The sequence below is a fragment of the Bacillus sp. FJAT-25509 genome (assembly GCF_001420605.1).
GTDB lineage: Bacteria > Bacillota > Bacilli > Bacillales > Bacillaceae_G > Gottfriedia.
In genome coordinates this window covers 521,100-538,767 of sequence record NZ_LJIZ01000003.1, presented here as the reverse complement: position 1 = coordinate 538,767, position 17,668 = coordinate 521,100, and the positions used below count along the sequence as shown (strand labels likewise).

At 30.4% G+C, this 17,668-nt stretch carries 15 protein-coding genes; 10 read left to right on the top strand and 5 right to left on the bottom strand.

Annotated elements, in window-relative coordinates; all coding sequences use genetic code 11:
- The first annotated feature begins 131 nt into the window (after positions 1 to 131).
- Positions 132 to 1,283 carry a THUMP domain-containing class I SAM-dependent RNA methyltransferase gene (locus AN960_RS02950; protein ID WP_056466569.1) on the top strand — a complete coding sequence of 384 codons (1,152 nt, stop codon included), beginning with the start codon at positions 132 to 134 and terminating at the stop codon, positions 1,281 to 1,283.
- A gap of 124 nt (positions 1,284 to 1,407) precedes the next feature.
- On the opposite strand, the gene AN960_RS02945 is transcribed toward AN960_RS02950, so the two are convergent.
- Positions 1,408 to 1,626 (bottom strand): hypothetical protein, encoded by a 219-nt coding sequence (locus tag AN960_RS02945; RefSeq protein ID WP_056466565.1) that lies wholly within the window; start codon positions 1,624 to 1,626, stop codon positions 1,408 to 1,410.
- 168 nt (positions 1,627 to 1,794) lie between these two features.
- Here AN960_RS02945 and AN960_RS02940 point away from each other — a divergent pair, with 168 nt between their 5' ends.
- Positions 1,795 to 2,721, top strand: coding sequence for a Gfo/Idh/MocA family protein (locus AN960_RS02940; protein ID WP_056466563.1), 927 nt, complete (start codon positions 1,795 to 1,797; stop codon positions 2,719 to 2,721).
- 247 nt (positions 2,722 to 2,968) lie between these two features.
- Positions 2,969 to 4,900 carry an ATP-dependent DNA helicase gene (locus AN960_RS02935; RefSeq protein ID WP_056466560.1) on the top strand — a complete coding sequence of 644 codons (1,932 nt, stop codon included), beginning with the start codon at positions 2,969 to 2,971 and terminating at the stop codon, positions 4,898 to 4,900.
- Between the two features lie 33 nt (positions 4,901 to 4,933).
- On the opposite strand, the gene AN960_RS02930 is transcribed toward AN960_RS02935, so the two are convergent.
- A complete protein-coding gene (locus AN960_RS02930; RefSeq protein WP_056466557.1) occupies positions 4,934 to 5,554 on the bottom strand; it encodes an NAD(P)-dependent oxidoreductase in 621 nt (206 codons plus the stop codon).
- A 157-nt stretch (positions 5,555 to 5,711) separates the two neighbouring features.
- Between AN960_RS02930 and AN960_RS02925 the strand changes: the two genes are divergently transcribed.
- Together AN960_RS02925 and AN960_RS02920 are read left to right on the top strand one after the other, a co-directional pair.
- On the top strand, positions 5,712 to 7,232 hold the full coding sequence (locus tag AN960_RS02925; RefSeq protein ID WP_056467049.1) for a carboxypeptidase M32: 1,521 nt from the start codon (positions 5,712 to 5,714) through the stop codon (positions 7,230 to 7,232).
- A 360-nt stretch (positions 7,233 to 7,592) separates the two neighbouring features.
- Complete coding sequence (locus AN960_RS02920) at positions 7,593 to 7,796, top strand: aspartyl-phosphate phosphatase Spo0E family protein (RefSeq protein WP_056466554.1); 204 nt, start codon at positions 7,593 to 7,595, stop codon at positions 7,794 to 7,796.
- A gap of 296 nt (positions 7,797 to 8,092) precedes the next feature.
- Here the strand turns inward: AN960_RS02920 and AN960_RS02915 are convergent, their stop codons facing one another.
- A complete protein-coding gene (locus AN960_RS02915; RefSeq protein WP_056466551.1) occupies positions 8,093 to 8,284 on the bottom strand; it encodes a hypothetical protein in 192 nt (63 codons plus the stop codon).
- 317 nt (positions 8,285 to 8,601) lie between these two features.
- On the opposite strand from AN960_RS02915, the gene AN960_RS02910 reads away from it, so the two are divergent.
- A complete protein-coding gene (locus tag AN960_RS02910; RefSeq protein WP_056466548.1) occupies positions 8,602 to 9,063 on the top strand; it encodes an RDD family protein in 462 nt (153 codons plus the stop codon).
- A 64-nt stretch (positions 9,064 to 9,127) separates the two neighbouring features.
- On the opposite strand, the gene AN960_RS02905 is transcribed toward AN960_RS02910, so the two are convergent.
- Positions 9,128 to 9,646: an SRPBCC family protein gene (locus tag AN960_RS02905; RefSeq protein ID WP_056466545.1), complete on the bottom strand. Its 519-nt coding sequence runs from the start codon at positions 9,644 to 9,646 to the stop codon at positions 9,128 to 9,130.
- Positions 9,647 to 9,861: 215 nt separating this feature from the next.
- Complete coding sequence (locus tag AN960_RS02900) at positions 9,862 to 10,173, bottom strand: ArsR/SmtB family transcription factor (protein ID WP_025671541.1); 312 nt, start codon at positions 10,171 to 10,173, stop codon at positions 9,862 to 9,864.
- Between the two features lie 234 nt (positions 10,174 to 10,407).
- Between AN960_RS02900 and AN960_RS02895 the strand changes: the two genes are divergently transcribed.
- The 4 genes from AN960_RS02895 to AN960_RS02880 all read left to right on the top strand — a co-directional run bounded on the left by AN960_RS02895 (position 10,408) and on the right by AN960_RS02880 (position 17,667).
- A complete protein-coding gene (locus tag AN960_RS02895) occupies positions 10,408 to 11,937 on the top strand; it encodes a carboxypeptidase M32 (protein ID WP_056466540.1) in 1,530 nt (509 codons plus the stop codon).
- A 250-nt stretch (positions 11,938 to 12,187) separates the two neighbouring features.
- Positions 12,188 to 13,279: a type III polyketide synthase gene (locus AN960_RS02890; RefSeq protein ID WP_056466538.1), complete on the top strand. Its 1,092-nt coding sequence runs from the start codon at positions 12,188 to 12,190 to the stop codon at positions 13,277 to 13,279.
- Positions 13,279 to 13,782 carry an isoprenylcysteine carboxyl methyltransferase family protein gene (locus tag AN960_RS02885; protein ID WP_082459335.1) on the top strand — a complete coding sequence of 168 codons (504 nt, stop codon included), beginning with the start codon at positions 13,279 to 13,281 and terminating at the stop codon, positions 13,780 to 13,782. Before AN960_RS02890 ends, AN960_RS02885 begins: the two co-directional genes overlap by 1 nt.
- A 288-nt stretch (positions 13,783 to 14,070) precedes the next feature.
- Complete coding sequence (locus AN960_RS02880) at positions 14,071 to 17,667, top strand: dynamin family protein (RefSeq protein ID WP_056466530.1); 3,597 nt, start codon at positions 14,071 to 14,073, stop codon at positions 17,665 to 17,667.
- Position 17,668: the final 1 nt, after the last annotated feature.

The window sequence follows — 17,668 nt, the reverse complement described above, 5'->3', positions numbered from 1 at the left end:
TATAAAAACTCTTCATTATATGGAGAGTTTTTTGTAATTTCGACGTAAATTGTTCATAATGAAAATAGGAATTAAAATGAAAATATGAAAAGAAAAGTTCATTCTTAATTTGAATGAGATAGGTGGTAAAATTGGCGAAATATACATTAATTGCTACTGCTGCAATGGGTATCGAAGCCCTAGTCGCTAGAGAAATAAAAAGCCTAGGTTTTGAAGATGTAGTAGTTGAAAATGGTCGAGTATTATTTAAAGCGGATGAAGCTGGAATTGTGAAAGCGAATTTGTGGCTAAGAACAGCTGACCGAGTGAAACTTCGTGTTGGTGAATTTAAGGCAACCTCATTTGATGAATTATTTGAAAAAACAAAAGCCTTACCTTGGCATATGTTTATACCAAGAAACGGTCAATTTCCTGTATCAGGAAAATCTCATAAATCAAAATTATTTTCAGTATCAGATTGCCAAGCAATCGTCAAAAAAGCAATTGTTGATAAATTAAAAACAATCCAAAATATTCAAGGTATGTTAATTGAAGATGGTCCATTATTCCGAGTGGAAGTCTCTATTTTAAAAGATATCGTAACATTAACGATTGATACTACTGGTCGTGAAGGCTTACATAAAAGAGGATATCGCGTAGATCAAGGTGAAGCACCATTAAAAGAAACACTTGCTGCATCATTAGTATTACTAACGAATTGGAATGCTGATTTACCTTTTGTTGATCCATTTTGTGGATCTGGTACGATTCCAATTGAAGCTGCATTAATTGGACATAATATTGCTCCAGGATCGTTTAGAAGCTTTGCGTCTGAAGATTGGCACTGGATCGGCAAAAAAAGATGGAATGAAGCAAGACAAGAAGCAGAAGACTTAGCAAACTATGATCAAAAACTTGAAATAATCGGATCAGATATTGATCATCGAATGATTAATGTTTCAAAAGCGAATGCTGATGAAGTTGGATTATCAGATTCAATCGCTTTTAAACAAATGCAAGTAAAAGACTTTACTACTAAATCTGAGTATGGATATGTTGTTACAAACCCACCATATGGTGAGCGATTAAACGATCGTCCTTACGTTGAAAAGTTATATTCAGATATGGGGAATGTTTTTACAAAATTAGATACATGGTCAGCGTATGTACTAACTAGTCATGAGGGATTTGAACAATTTTACGGTAAACCTGCAACAAAAAAACGCAAATTATTTAATGGCTTCATTAAAACTGACTACTATCAATACTTTGGAAAAAGACCTCCAAGAAAAATCGAAGAGTAAAAATTTAAAAGGGTGTTCCCAATTGTCCATTAGACGATTGGGGCACCTTTTATTTATAATATCTTATTTCGGTAAAGTTTTTACGAACAAGATTTGAACAAAAATTGTATTAGTTTTATCAACATCATAAATTTATTGAAGGGACAATTCTAAATCCATGATTTTTTTCAAGTAAGTGTGCAACATGCCAATTCGTTTCCGCAGTACTTTTATATTGAGTGACTAGATCATGGAATTCATGACTAGTGAAACTCTTTTCATGCTGAAGCAAATAAAGGTCCCTTACAACACTTATATCATCATTCGTATCAAAATTAGTCTGAATTAAAGAATATAAGTACAAATAAACACCTCCAAACTACCATTTTTATCACTATTTTATAGATTTCCCGATAATTTGAATGTTATTGCCATTAGATTATCTAGAAATATAATCATTTTTTTATTAAGAAGAATGATAATTTGTTACAATAAATCTAGAAAAATAACCCAATTTAAAGGACTGATCAAAATGAAAAAACTACGTATCGGGATGGTAGGATTAGGCAATATTGCACAAAAAGCATATTTACCAATTCTTACAAAAGAAGAAAACTGGGATTTTATCGGTGCATTTTCACCAAATAAAGAAAAGCGTAAGAAAATATGTTCACAATATCGAATTCATGATTTTGAAAGTTTGGATTTACTTGCAGAACAAAGTGACGCAGTATTTGTACATAGTTCAACTAGTTCACATTTTGAGGTAGTATCGTATTTATTAAATAAAGGTAAAGATGTATATGTTGATAAACCTCTAGCAGCTACATTGCCAGAGTCAGAAAAATTAACTGAATTAAGTATTAAACTAAATAGAAAACTTATGGTTGGATTCAACCGCCGATTCTGTCCAATGTATGTGCAGGCAAAAGAAGAGGCAAAGAATATAGCGTTAATTAGATTTGAAAAGCATCGAGAGAATAAAATCGGGTCTAATTCATTCGAGTTTACGATGCTGGATGATTATTTACATTTGGTTGATACAATTAGATGGTTTTCAGACGGAGAAGTTAACTTGATTAATGGAAGGGTTCAACTTACTCATACTAATCAACTAGAGTATGCTACACACCAATATGAATCGATAGAAGGAACTACAATTAATACAGTAATGCACCGAAAGTCAGGAACAAATCTTGAGCGCTTAGAATTAATTAATGAAGGTTCGATTATAAGGGTAAAAAATATGAACAACTTTGAAATCGAAAAAAATAACACAATTAGTAATTCGTTTTCATCATCATGGGACACAACATTAAAACAAAGAGGTTTTGAGGATTGTATTAATCATTTTATCAATTGCATTTACTCTGATGAAAATCCATCGATTAATGGTGAAGAAGCATTAAAATCTCAAATGATTGTTGAAGAAATGATAAAACAAGCAAAAGGTTGGTAAAAATAACTAAGGGGAGATAAAGGAGTATTATGAATTTAAAGCAATGTACACTTTTAATTCGTTCCTAATTCACAGATTCCTTAGTCTTTAAGTGATCATGCCTTATTTCCCTTGCCTTTCCCTCACATTTTTTGTATGATAGCGGGTAGAGACAATTTTTAAATAATATAATGGATCGAATAAATTTTCAAAATTAAAGTTCTCACAAGAGGACTTTTTCTTTTTAATTTACATTTTGGGGGTAGCAATGAGTCATTCAACTAAATTACCTTTTGAGGTAGGAAAGCAAGACCAATTCATTGAAAAGCTAGGGGAGTGGATTGGGGACGTTTTTTACGATTTATTACCAGATGCAGGCTATGAATTAAGAGATGAGCAAATCTTTATGGCTTATCAAGTTGAAAGAGCTTTTAAAGAAAAGAAAGTTATTTTTGCTGAAGCAGGTGTTGGTACAGGTAAAACGTTTGTCTATTTGCTATATTGTTTATGCTATGCAAGATATACTGGTAAGCCAGCTATTATCGCATGTGCTGATGAATCTTTAATCGAGCAGCTAGTAAAGAAAAATGGGGACATTGAAAAATTATCGAATGCTTTAAATTTATCAATTGATGTTAGATTAGCTAAATCAACTACAAATTATTTATGTTTAAAAAAATTAGATTTACAGCGTTCAGAAATTGACGTATCGGATGCCGTTTTAGGGGTTTATGAAAATTTACCAAGCTTTGTAAATGATTATGGAACACTGCAAAAATTTACTCCATATGGGGACCGTACTGAATATAAGGATCTAACAGATGAAGAGTGGGATACAATTTCATATGATTATTTCCAGGATTGTTCTACTTGTGAACAAAGACATAGATGTGGACAAACTCTATCAAGAGAACATTATCGTAAAGCAACTGACTTAATTGTCTGCTCACAAGAATTTTATATGGAGCATATTTGGACGGTAGAATCTAGAAAACGTGAAGGTCAATTGCCATTACTACCTAATCCAAGTTGTGTAGTATTTGATGAAGGACATTTACTTGAATTTGCAAGTCAAAAATCGTTAACATATCGACTTCAACAAGAAACATTAAATACATTTTTATCATTTTTAATGCAATCAGGCACGCGTGAAAGTTTCCAACAGTTACTAGAAGATACATTAGAAACGTATGATCAATTCTTTTTTGAATTAGATAACAATACTGAAGAAGTTGAAGGATCTAGACGTTTTAAACTGAATATGAATGAAAGATTAATTAAGTTAGCAAGGAGATTAAAATCTCAAATTAGTAGTATTGGTGATGAATTAGTCTTTGAAAGTGAAATGTATACGATTGATGAATATCAGTTAAACATTGTTGATGAGCATTTAGATGATGTTGAGCGTTGCTTAAATTTATTTATTAATGAAATTACAGCGATTCAATGGATTGAATATAATCAAAATGAATTAACACTTGTCATCATGCCAAAGGCTGTAAATGAGCTTCTACAAGAAAAAGTATTTAATCAGAAAATGCCGATTGTATTTTCATCTGCAACTCTTTCTCAAAATAGTTCTTTTGATTATATCGCAGGTAGTTTAGGGATAAAAGATTACTTATCATTTTCGGTTAATTCTCCGTTTGACTATGATGAACAAATGAAAATAGAGTTAAATCAAGTTGACCCAACCAAAATTGAGGAAAAAAATGAAAAGATTATTGAGAAGTTAAAGGATAAGAACGGAAGTACATTAATTCTCTTCAATTCAACTCAAGAAATGAAAAAGTTTAAACTGCAAGTTGAAAAAGAAAAATTAGACTTCAATTTATACTTTGAAGGTGAAGAAGAAATTAGTTCAATTGTACAAAAATTCCAAGAAGATATTAGCGCATCTTTATGTGCAGTTCATTTATGGGAAGGATTAGATATTCAAGGAATGTCACTAAGTCAAGTGATCATTCACGCGCTACCATTCCCGCCAAATGATCCAGTATTCCAATCAAAACGTCAAAATGCACAGAACCCTTACTTCGAGATCGATGAGCCGTATATGTTATTAAGATTACGCCAAGGAATTGGACGACTAATTCGTAGTCATGAAGATAAAGGAAGAATCGTTTTATTTATCGAGAATGATCTAAACAAGGAAACGAAAGAAAAAATCTTAAATAGTTTGCCTGTTAATCCATCTTAAAAATCTTAAAAAGCTAGCATTCGCTAGCTTTTTTTAATTACAAATTCCAACTCTAGAGTTACTAAAATTGCATTCGAAAAATTCCTTAAATGCGAAAAAAGCTGTATCTCCAGTCGTAATACGTTGGCCATCAATCGGTAAATAATTCTTTTCAGCACGAATATATTTCGTTATTGGACCATCTGGTAAGTAAGTAGGGCAAACAATCGTCCAATTTAACTGACTATGGTTTAATAAGTTAAATGCTTTTTCATGATCAGTTGCTGCGGTTGTTGATTTTCGTTTTGATTCAGAGCTTAAATAACGAAGAATTGTTGGATCAACTCTAGATTGTAAAATACCTGCAGTTCCAATTGTAACGATCCTACCTATTTTTTTCATTTCAAGAAGAGGGATTAGTAGTCCCATAGTTCTAGATAAAATATTTTCACCGCCAGTATTTAATGCAGAAATTACTCCATCTACGTTTTCTAAAGCTAAATATAAATCATTTTCATTTAGCGTATTTCCTTTTAAGACTGTAAGAGCTTCATGATTAAGCGTTATTTTTTGTTCATCCCTTACTAAAGCAATTACTTCACATTTAGCTTCTAATAATAAATCCACTAAAAAAGAACCAACTCTTCCAGTTGCTCCTAATAATAATATTTTCATAACATCACCTTGTTGTATTGTACAATACTTTTATTAAATATGTCTTTTAAAGAAACTTAATCATTGAATTCTGTTAACGAAAGTGCTTTTGAAGCTTAATATTAATTCAATATAAAAGTTATGATAGAATGAAATTAACAATATTTAGAAATGAGTGATAAATATGGCAAATAATAAGATACAAGAAGAATTCATTGATTATTTAAAGAAAATCGAGAATTATAATGAAGCAATTAATGTTATGTATTGGGACCTAAGAACTGGAGCTCCTAAAAATGGTGCTGAACAAAGATCAAATGTCATCAGTCAACTTTCTGCTGAAGTATTTGAAATGACGACATCAAGTACAATGGAAAACTATTTAAATTTATTAGAAAAAGAAATAGGTACTGGCAACTTAAATGAAGTCATTGAAAAATCTGTTAAGGAATGTAGAAAAAATTATGACTTAAATTGTAAAATCCCTAAAAATGAATATGCAGAATATGTAAAGCTTTGTTCATTAAGTGAAAATGCTTGGGAAGATGCTAAAAATGAAGGTGACTTTAGTAAGTTTCAACCATATTTAGAAAAAATTGTAGCGATGAAAAAACAATTCATTGAATATTGGGGCTATAAAGAAAAGAAATATGATACCTTATTAAGCTTTTATGAGCCTGGTATGACAACTGGGAAGCTTGATGAAGTATTTGGGAAAGTAAGAGAAAGTCTTGTACCACTAGTTGCAAAAATTTCAAAATCACAAACTAGACTAATTCGCGAAGAATTGTCACAACCAATCTCAATTGAAATTCAAAAAGAAGTAAGTGAAGATATTCTTGAAAAATTAGGTTATAATTTCGATTCTGGTCGTTTAGATGAAACAGTTCACCCATTTCAGATTACGTTAAATCCTGGTGATGTTCGTGTAACAACGAAATATATAGAAGATAACTTTATGAGTGCGCTTTTTGGAACCATTCACGAATGTGGCCATGCACTTTATGAGCAAAATTTATCATCGAATTTAATTGGGACACCATTATGTGAAGGTGCATCGATGGGAATTCACGAGTCTCAATCACTATTCTTTGAAAATATGATTGGAAGAAGTAAAGAGTTTTGGGAAACACAGTATGAAAATTTAATCGCGAAAACTGGCGATTATTTTAAAAATTTATCGGTTGAAGAATTTTATAAAGCAATAAACCATAGTGAGCCTTCATTAATTCGAATTGAAGCGGACGAGTGTACATACCCATTGCATATAATGGTTCGATATGAAATTGAAAAAGAACTGTTTGATGGTGATTTACAAGTAAAGGATTTACCAAAAGTATGGAATGAAAAAATGGAAGAATACTTAGGAGTCGTTCCATCAAACGATCGAGAAGGCGTTCTACAAGATGTTCACTGGGCAGGTGGAGATTTTGGTTATTTTCCTTCGTATGCTTTAGGTGCAATGTATGCAGCGCAGTTTAAGAATAAAATGAAACAGGATTTAATCGATTATGAATCGATTTTAAAAAGCGGTGAGATTCATCAAATTGTAAATTGGCTAACACTTAATATTCACCAATATGGAAAACTAAAAGAACCGAAAGAAATTTTAGTAGATGTTACAGGGGAAGAATTAAATGTTAAATACTTTATTGAATACTTAGAAGATAAGTACTCTAAATTGTATAATTTAGCATAATCTTATTCGTATGGGGAGGTTCTTAATAAATCTCCCTATACAAAACATTAAAGCAAACATAAATAAATGATTAATTCAAACTTATTAATTTTTTATGTTTTTTTAATAAGTTCAAAGAATAGACATATTTAGATATTTAATAAATTGCTTTTTTATAGTATAGTAGATAAAAATGAAAGCGTGTTCACGGTTACTTATTAAGGAGAGTTGAATTTAATAAGGGGAAATATTGAAGATTTAAAGGAACCCTAATTAAGTTCAAAAAATAGTCACATTTAGAGAGTCTTAAGATATTTTTTTATAGTATTATAGATAAAAATGAAAGCGTGTTCATACTTTTTTGAAAAGGAGGTAATTTGAATGTTTTTTAGAACAGCCAGATCTTTAGAACGAAATATTGAAGAAAAACGAATCAAGTTGCAAGAAGCTCAAAATCAAAACAATGACAATCATCATGAAGTAGTAAAGATTCGTCATCAGTTGGACACTGATTTAAGAGAACTACAGAAATTGTTGAAAACGGTTGCAGGTAAACAATCGAAAATTAATATTAAACCAATATGATAAATTATTACGTAGATCACAAAATATTTTTGTGGTCTTATTTTTTTGCTCCTTTCGCATAATTTATTGCTTTCTTAAACAAAAAATAAACCTTGGATAAACAAGGTTTTTCTCCGTTAAATGCGCAATTTAGTCGATCTACTAATTAGTTACTTTCATATTTTTTATTTTGTCTAAATAAAAAAGTAAACCCAAAAATATATCCTATAAAAAATCCTAATGTATGACCGTACTGTCCATCTTGATTTATCGAAATATTCCTAATAAAACCTCATGCTACGTAAAATTCAAACTTATTATTTCTCATTTTTGAAAATGATAAATGCTAAGAGAAAACTGAAAAAAGTGATTAAGCCAGCAACTATACCAGCAATATAGCGATTACTATAATGTATATAACTTTCTAACACAGTAATTGCAATTGAAGAAAAGGCACATGCAAATAATGCTTGAGTAATACTCATTTTTCCTGTCAAAATTTTCTTCATTAAATATCTCCTTTGTAAATTTCTATTTAATTTTAATAATTCTACTTAATAGTAATTAGTCCTTTTTAAATGAAATACCTTAATAAGAAGAGGGAGACTTGTCATAGATCAATAGTCAAAATTTTCATCTCTTTTTTAGTTTGTTTATCAACCGAACATTAAAAATTATCATGTAGTGAAAAAACAACTTATGCAGCTTGTATAAAAAAATTAAATCAAATAGTTAAAAATCACTAATCAAAAACAAAACTTCCTAAGTATAATAGAGTATATCGATTAATATCCATTTTTTTATAAAATGTGGAATGAGGTTCTAGATGGATTTCGAACAGGCAAGTCGTTTTAGAAGATTGTTTGCAGCTTGGATCGATGGCTCATTAAATCTTTTATTTTCTAAATTAGGGTTAATAATACTTGGGTTAGAAAGTAAAGACATTTTAGATTTTTTTATGTTTAGTAGTAAGCAACTGTTTCTATATTCAATTTGGTCGCTATTATTTATTTTCCTATTTTATGTCATAGTACCTACTTATTTTTGGAACGGACAAACAATAGGAAAAAGATTATTAAGTATTATGGTTGTGAAGGATACAGAAGACTTAGTTGATTTCAAAACAATGACATTACGCTCGATACTTGCTTTTGGTTGCCAGCTAAATTTGCCAATATTTATAGTGGTAATTGGAATTTTGTATCTCGTTGATATATTTTTTATCTTCCGAAAAGATCGGAAAACATTGCATGATTTAATCGCTAAAACGAAAGTTGTTTATTATTAAAAAGCACTAAAAAAATACCCTTTAAAGCTATTTACAAGCTTTAAAGGGTATTTTTGCATTTATCTTATAATGAAGTTTTAGCTAAATATGAATCTAGTTGATCAAAAGTACCAGTAAAGCCTTGTTGCATAGAATCTTTATTTGCAATAAATGCTGCAACTTCTTCATCAGTAGCATTGATTGGAAAACCTTTTAATGTAATAGTTGTTTTCCCATCATTTTCTTCTAAAGTTAAAGTATTTTGAATTTCCAATGGCCAAACTTCAAAGAATGGAGCACGGACCATATTACCTTCTTGATTAGAGAATGAATTAACAAATACAATTTTCTCAGGTTCAATAATTTCACCAAAAACAAATAATCCCCACATTACGAATCCTTCTGGAGATTCCATTTTATAGTGGAATTTACCTCCTTGTCTAAATTCTAACGTTGCTACATCCATTTCAAAGCCTGTTGGACCCCACCAATTTTTAAGATGGTCTGCTTCTGACCAAACCTTGAATACTAATTCACGTGGCGCATCTACAACCCTTGTTAAGACTAATCCTTGCTCATCTACATTAAACGTATTTTTACTCATTATTAATTCCTCCATTTATTTTATATTGATTAAAAAATCTGCTAGGCTGCTTAAAGTCTGTTTTCCGCCTTCTATTGCGCCGTATTCTTCAACAACTTTATTGCGAATTTCTACAGATGCAAAAAGTGATGTCATAGTAAGTAATGTTTTCCCTGTACTTCTCCTTTCAAAAATAGTTAATACAAATCAAATTGTGTGCGTTGAATAAGTCATGATTATTTGCCTTGTAATTTTTTTAAATAATCGTCCAATTGATCGAATCTCTGTTCCCAGACGTGTCGGAATGACTTAATCCACGAATCCATTTCTTTTAGCGGCTGGGGTCTTAGTTTATAAATTCTTTTATTGGCGATTGGTTGAACTTCGACAAGCCCAGCTTCGCTTAGAACGCGAAGATGCTTTGAAACCTGTGGTTGTTTAAGTCCTAAGCTTTCAGCAATTTCCCCGACTGATAAAGGACCGTCACGTAAGAGTTCGACAATCTGTAACCGGTTCGGCTCTGCAAGAGCAATTAAAGTCGAATTCATAAATCGAATATACCTCACGTGGAATATTCCTGTCAAGGAATATTCAGAATGCAAATTTTGTGTTGATCTAAAAAAAGATTCAAAGACTTGAGTAGTATGTACGAAGTGATTTGACAATATCCGTTTTGTCGAGAAATATTATTTAAAAAGTGAGATAATTCTTCTTAATCCGTCTATTTTTTATGCTACTATTTAGCTGACTCAAAAATTTGATATTAAAAGGTGGGTGTTTTGATGAGCTTAAAAGATTATGAGGCTTCGTTTTTAGAGTATGTAAGAAAAATGTTAAACATTGAAGAAGCAATTGGTGTTTTATATTGGGATCTTCGGACAGGTGCACCTAAAAATGCTGTTAGTCAGCGTTCAAATGTAATTAGTCAATTATCAGCCGATGTTTTTAAAATGAGTACTTCAAAAGATATGGCTCACTATTTAATTACAATGGAAGAAGCCATTAGTGCAGGTAAATGTTCGTTAGAAGTTGAAAAAACTGTAAAATATTTAAGAAAGCAATACGATCAAAATACGAAAATACCAGTTGATGAGTTTGAAGCCTTTGTAAAATGCCAAGCAATTTCTGAGAGTGTTTGGGCAGAAGCGAAGGAAGAAAATAATTTTGCTAAATTTGAACCTTATTTAACTGAAATAATTGAGTATAAACGTAAATTCGTTGAATATTTAGGATATAAGGACTGTAAATATGATACATATTTAGATCAATATGAACCTGGAATGACTGTAAATAAACTGGACGAAGTATTTTCAGAAGTAAGAAATAAATTAGTACCGATTGTTAAAGCTGTAGCGACAAGTGGGAAAAACTTTGAAAAAGAAGAGATGAAAGCATTCGTTTCAATGCAAAAACAAAAAGAAATATGTGAGCAACTATTAGCTTCTCTTGGTTATAATTTTGATGCCGGAAGATTAGACCCTACTCCACATCCTTTTGCTACTTCTCTTAATTTAGGTGATGTTCGAGTAACAACGAAATATCATGAAAATAATTTTGAAAAAGCCATGTTTAGTACAATTCATGAATGTGGTCATGCTCTATATGAGCAAAACATTTCCAAAGATTTGGAAGGTTTACCGATCGCTCAAGGAGCATCTTTAGGTATTCATGAATCTCAGTCCCTTTTATATGAAAAGATAATTGGACAAAGCTATGAATTCTGGAAATCAAATTATCCAAAGTTAAAAGAGCAACTTAATGGAGTGCTAGATAATGTTACTTTAGATGAATTTTATAAAGTCATAAATCATAGTAAGCCATCTTTTATTCGTATTGAAGCTGATGAATTAACTTATCCTTTACACGTAATGATTCGTTATGAAATTGAAAAGGATTTATTAGATGGCAAAATTCAGGTTACTGATCTTCCTTCAATTTGGAATCAAAAAATGGAGGAGTATTTAGGAATAATTCCTAAAACTGATCGAGAAGGTGTTTTACAGGACGTACATTGGTCGATGGGGCATTTTGGATACTTTCCAACTTATGCATTAGGTGCAATGTATGCTGCTCAAATTAAAGCAACAATGGAAAGAGAATTACCAAATTTTAATGAATTAGTTGAAACGAATGATTTTCAAACAATTCTTGATTGGTTAAAAGTGAATATTCACCAATATGGTGCAATGAAAGAACCGCAACAAATTTTGAAGGATGTTACTGGTGAAGAATTGAATGTTAAATATTTTGTAGATTATTTAGAATCAAAATACACAAAATTATATGAGTTGGAAGAAGTAAATAAATCATAATCGTGTATTAGAAGCGTTATGAGGGCTATTTCAGAATCGTTTTAATGGAAATAATTGCGAATGTAGATTTGTGTAAAATGAGATATACTAAAACTGCACAACAGAAAGAAAACTCCTTTGAAACGCTTAGACAATTCTTATTATTTGTTCATGGTCCATGAATGAATAGCGAATTGTCTTTTTTTGCATTTATAAAAGAATAATTTTCCAATTTTAAACAAAAGGTAATGACTACAAGGAGTGGAAAATTATGCCTTTAATTTTATCTGTTGGAAAAGCTGTACCTAAATATAAAATCGATCAGGAAAATGTAGTACCTTTTATTCGAGATCTTTTTTTGAAAAGATATCCTTCAATTGATCGTTTATTATCTGTATTTCAAAATGGTGAGATTCAAAGTCGATATATTGCTAAGGAGCTTCCTTGGTATAGCGAAGAGCATAGCTTTGAGCAAAAAAATCAGGCATACACTGAAATCTCGATTGAATTGTCGATAGAAGCGATTAAAAATTGTGTGACGAGTAATGAATTTTTATCTTCAGAAGTTCAATATGAAGAAATTGATGGAATTATTTTTGTATCTTCAACTGGTATTTCTACACCCACAATTGATGCTCATATAGCTAATATCCTGCCATTTAATTCTTCAATTAAAAGAATACCAATATGGGGGCTAGGATGTGCAGGTGGTGCTAGTGGTATTTCAAGAGCATTTGATTATTGTAAAGCCCATCCAAAGTCAAATATTTTACTAGTTGCAGTTGAATTATGTAGTTTAACATTTCAAAAAGAAGATCTGTCCAAGAGTAATATAATAGGAACTTCACTATTTGCTGATGGAGCAGCAGCGGTACTAGTTATTGGCGATGAAAGTGATTTGAAAAATCGAACGATACATAAATCTTTGCCGTCAATTGAACAAACTAACTCAACTCTAATGCCAAATTCATTAGACGTAATGGGATGGGATGTTCGGAATGATGGTTTATTTGTCATTTTTTCTAGGGATATTCCATCGATTGTTAAAAGTTGGTTACAACCAGTTGTTACAACCTTTCTAACGGAAAATGAACTAACGATAAGGGATATAACTCACTTCATTGCTCATCCTGGAGGGAAAAAAGTATTGGATGCTTATATTGAATCTTTAGATCTTTCCGAAGCGAATATCGGAATATCCTTAAATATTTTAAAATCATATGGAAATATGTCATCTTGTACTGTTTTATTTGTGTTATCTGAGTTTATGAAGTTAGGAAAAACGAATGAGTACGGACTTCTTTGTGCTTTAGGACCAGGATTTAGTTCAGAGTTATCTTTGTTAAAGTGGGTAGAATGCTAATGTTAAAGATTATTTTTTTATTCATCATCATACAAAGAGTGATTGAGCTAGGTATAGCAAAGAAAAATGAAAAAAAATTAAAAATGCGGGGTGCACTTGAATTTGGCCAAGAGCATTATAAATTTTTTATCATCTTACATAGCATGTTTTTTATATCAATTTTAATTGAGAATTATTTCATTCAATATATAGAAATTGGATTTTTAACATTTCTCCTAATCGTTTTTGTCATTTTACAATTAGCAAGGGTATGGGTTATTTCAACGTTGGGGGAAAGATGGAATACAAAAATCATCATTTTACCTAATGAAAAATTAGTAAAACGTGGGCTTTATAAATATATCAAGCATCCAAATTACATAATCGTTACAATTGAATTATTAGTAATACCAATTATGTTTCATGCGTATATTACAACTGTAATCTTTTCTGTTTGTAATTTAATTTTATTAAAAGTAAGAATCCGAGAAGAAAATAAAGCGCTTTTACAATCAATCGAATAGTTATTGACAAATGGAAAATAACTGATTATGATTAATGTAGAATGAAAATCATTATCAACTTCGAAAGGTTGTGCGTCAAATGGTTCTTGGATTTGTGTCAGCTACAATTCTTTTATACTTTTTATTAACTAAATATGTACTTAAACAAGTTCAAAACTAGGTGATGTTACCTAGTTTTTTTTATTTTATATGCATATGCCTATACATTCTTCTTCCAAATTAATATATATGGGGATAAAATAATGCTAGGGAAAATATTTGAGTATGAAATGAAATGGGGAAATCACGTTGCAAAACACTAAGATTAACAGAGGGGAATTACTGAATAAGGTTTCTTCAGGTATCAATTTACTTTCTGAACAAGGAAATTCGAAGGAATTATTTCAATTAAAAAAATTAGCATACAAAATACAAAATAAGGAAAGTTATTACGTATTTTGTGGGCATTTTTCTGCTGGTAAGTCATCCTTACTAAATGATCTTTTACAAGTTGAAAAACTACCTACAAGCCCAATTCCTACAAGTGCAAACGTTGTAAAATTAAAAAATGGCGAAAGTAAAATGTTAATTACTCTTAAAGATGGTGAAATGTATCAGATTCAAGAGGACATTCAAGTAGACGAACTAAAAAAGTTAGCTTCTGATAGTGGCTCAATAATTGAGCTCGAGTGGGCACAAGAGATATTTAAAATTCCAACTGGATCTGTTTTAATTGATACTCCAGGAATAGATTCAACAGATATGGATCATTTAGAGGCAACAAATTCTGTCATTCATCTAGCGGATAGTATTTTTTATTTAATGGATTATCAACATGTTCATTCGAAAACAAATATCGATTTTATTCATAATTTAGTTGAAAAAAATAATAAAGTTTGTTTAGTCATCACATGTATTGATAAACACGATGAAACCGAATTGACGTTCGAACAGTTTCAACATGGTGTAATTGGAAACTTGAAAAAACAAGGATTAGGCAACTTACAAGTTTTTTATATTTCTACAAGAGATAAATCTGTCAATAATAATGAATATAACCAGTTTATAAATTATTTAAATAATTTATACAGTCATCAAGACGTAGTTCAAATTGAAAATGACAATGCAAGCTTTTTAACAATTATGAACGAACAAATACAACAACTTGAGAACGATTACATTGATCTCGATCAAAATGCAGATGAAATTAGATCAGTTTATAATGATTTAAATAATGAAATTGAAGTGATTGAAAAGTCAGTTTCATCATTTGAGGAAAATTGTTTGCAGTCTACACAACAAGTTCTTACTAATTCAAACATTACACCATTTGAAATGAGAGAATTAGCGTCAAAATATTTAGAATCAGAAAAAGCATTGCAAAATAAAGGATTATTTCAATCAAGAAAAAAACTTGAAAATGCTTTACATGAATCTAAAAGTCAATTTATTCACAAAGTAAAAGAATTAACAAATAAACAAATAGAGTATTTTGTAAAAGAAGCAGCAATTCGAACTGTAAAACAAATTGAAAATAATAAAATTGATAGCAGTGACTTTGATAAAATCTTAGAGCCTAATTTGAGTGAAGAGGTAATTTGTCCAAAGCCGTCTCACTTGATTGATACAGGTGGAAATTATTTATTACAGTATACGAAGGAAGTTAGTGAAGGGATTAAGGCGGTATATCGTAAAAGTATTTCCGAATTTATTTACACACTTTCAAAAGAACTTAAAGTACAAAATGAATCAACTATACTAAAGTTAAAAAATCAAAAGATTGATTTACAATCAAAAATAGAAGGATTTGATGAATTAGAGTTTAATAATCAAAAAATTTCTCATATGGTTACAGAAATTAAGACGATTTTAAATAATCATCAAGAATTTAATCAAGACCTGCCGGAAATTAAGCCTACTTTAATATCAGTAAGCGAGTTAATTAATCATAAAATTTTAACTGTTCAAGTACCGGAAGTAAAAGAAGAACTTATTACTGACATCGAACAAACTAATTCAAAAAAATATTCAAACGAAGAAATTCAAGCTAAATATGAAGTCGCTGATTTTATATTAGACGAATTAACTTCAAATAAATTTATTCAGAGTAAAATCGGTATTTTAAAAGAAAAAAGAGTGCAAATAAAATCAAACGAATACACAATTGCATTATTCGGAGCGTTTAGTTCTGGAAAAACATCGTATATAAATACTCTACTTGGCGATCGTGTACTACCTGTTTCTCCACACCCAACAACAGCGGCAATTTGTAAGATTAAACGATCAACAGTTGAATCTGGCAATAAAAAAGCTGATGTGAGTTATAAATCAGAGGAATCTTTAAAAGAAGAGTTTCTTGATTTCTTCAAAAAATGGGGAGTGGAAGCAAGTGAAAAAGAGTGGTTTAATACTCTTCAAAATTTAATCAAGAAACAAAAGGATAAAATCCCTACTGATGCTTTCGTTTATGCAGAAAGCGTCTGTCAAAATTATGAAGAAATGAGAAGTTTACTAGGTACTACTAAGCGATATGACTTAAGTGAGTATGTAAGTGTAATCAGTGAAGAAAATCGAGCATGTTTTGTAAAAGAAAGTACAGTTTATTTTGATTGTGAGATCACGTTAAGTGGAATTGTATTAGTGGATACGCCAGGAGGAAATAGTATCCATTCAAGACATACTGAACTAGCATTCGACTATTTGAAAAAAGCTGATTTAATTTTATATGTTGCACATTATCAGCATGCTTTTACACGTCAAGATGAGTCTTTCTTAATGCAAATCGGACGAATGAGAGAAAGTTTTGATAGTGATAAAGTTTACTTTGTATTAAATGCTTCGGATTTAGCAAAGGATCAAAACGAAATCGAAATCGTACAAAATTTCTTTGTAAACCAATTAACGAAACTAGGGGTTCGTTTCCCAGCTGTTTTTCCTATTTCAAGTATGCTTCAGATGAAGGGATATGGTGAATCAGAGTTAAATTTAGAAATCCAGAATAATTATAAGAAATTAAATACGAAAATCCAAAATTTCTTCCAATTTGAAATTGCAAATGAAGTCTTTAAAACATTTATTAATGACCTATTAACAATTGAAAAAATCTTACGTGATACGATTAATCGTTTCGAAAGAATAAAGCGTGAAAAAGATCAATTCTTCAACGAACTTGAGCAAATTCAGAAAAATGTTAAAGAAGCGATTAAAAATGCAGAACCTACTAATTTACCAAGAGCCTTTATGAAAGAAAACGAGCAATTGATTTTCTTTATCGAAAAGCGTATCGAATTAAGGATGCGAGATTTATTCCCTTACTTCTTTAATCCAAGTATTTTTAATAATACAACAAAAAATATTAAACAATTATTTGTAACTAAAATTCGTGAATTTATATATGAAGTATTGGAAGAGATTTTAAAGGAATTAAGAGTAACTGGATTTAGATTAGAGAAGTTTTTAACAAATGAAATTTCAATGTCACAAGATCGAGTAATTGATGAAATTCATTTGATTCAATCTGAATTTATTGTTCAAAAAAGCGAAATTAATGAGATTTTACCTGTTTCGATAAAAAATCCTGATCAATTTATTAATGTAGATCGATTTGAAAGTTTAAAGAATTACTTTAAAAATCCAAAAAGCTTTTTTGTTGAAAATATGAAAGAAACTATGATCGATGAATGCATTAATGAATTGAGAACACCATTAAAAGAGTATTTAGCAAATATGAATAGCTTATTTGCGGAGCATTATCACATTCAATATGTGGATTCATTAAACTCTGTATTGCAAAACTGCAGCAATCAAATCGAAAATGATGTTCAACAAACAATTAAAGCAACTGAAAATTTAAATGAAGTCGTTGTAGATGAAAAAGTATTAAGCTTATTCAAAAAATTAATTTAAT

Excerpts from the sequence above, each read along its gene's own strand:
- AN960_RS02940 (WP_056466563.1), top strand. The coding sequence starts at position 1,795 with ATGAAAAAACTACGTATCGGGATGGTAGGATTAGGCAATATTGCACAA.
- AN960_RS02935 (WP_056466560.1), top strand. The coding sequence starts at position 2,969 with ATGAGTCATTCAACTAAATTACCTTTTGAGGTAGGAAAGCAAGACCAA.
- AN960_RS02930 (WP_056466557.1), bottom strand. The coding sequence starts at position 5,554 with ATGAAAATATTATTATTAGGAGCAACTGGAAGAGTTGGTTCTTTTTTA.
- AN960_RS02920 (WP_056466554.1), top strand. The coding sequence starts at position 7,593 with ATGTTTTTTAGAACAGCCAGATCTTTAGAACGAAATATTGAAGAAAAA.
- AN960_RS02915 (WP_056466551.1), bottom strand. The coding sequence starts at position 8,284 with ATGAAGAAAATTTTGACAGGAAAAATGAGTATTACTCAAGCATTATTT.
- AN960_RS02910 (WP_056466548.1), top strand. The coding sequence starts at position 8,602 with ATGGATTTCGAACAGGCAAGTCGTTTTAGAAGATTGTTTGCAGCTTGG.
- AN960_RS02905 (WP_056466545.1), bottom strand. The coding sequence starts at position 9,646 with ATGAGTAAAAATACGTTTAATGTAGATGAGCAAGGATTAGTCTTAACA.
- AN960_RS02900 (WP_025671541.1), bottom strand. The coding sequence starts at position 10,173 with ATGAATTCGACTTTAATTGCTCTTGCAGAGCCGAACCGGTTACAGATT.
- AN960_RS02895 (WP_056466540.1), top strand. The coding sequence starts at position 10,408 with ATGAGCTTAAAAGATTATGAGGCTTCGTTTTTAGAGTATGTAAGAAAA.
- AN960_RS02890 (WP_056466538.1), top strand. The coding sequence starts at position 12,188 with ATGCCTTTAATTTTATCTGTTGGAAAAGCTGTACCTAAATATAAAATC.
- AN960_RS02885 (WP_082459335.1), top strand. The coding sequence starts at position 13,279 with ATGTTAAAGATTATTTTTTTATTCATCATCATACAAAGAGTGATTGAG.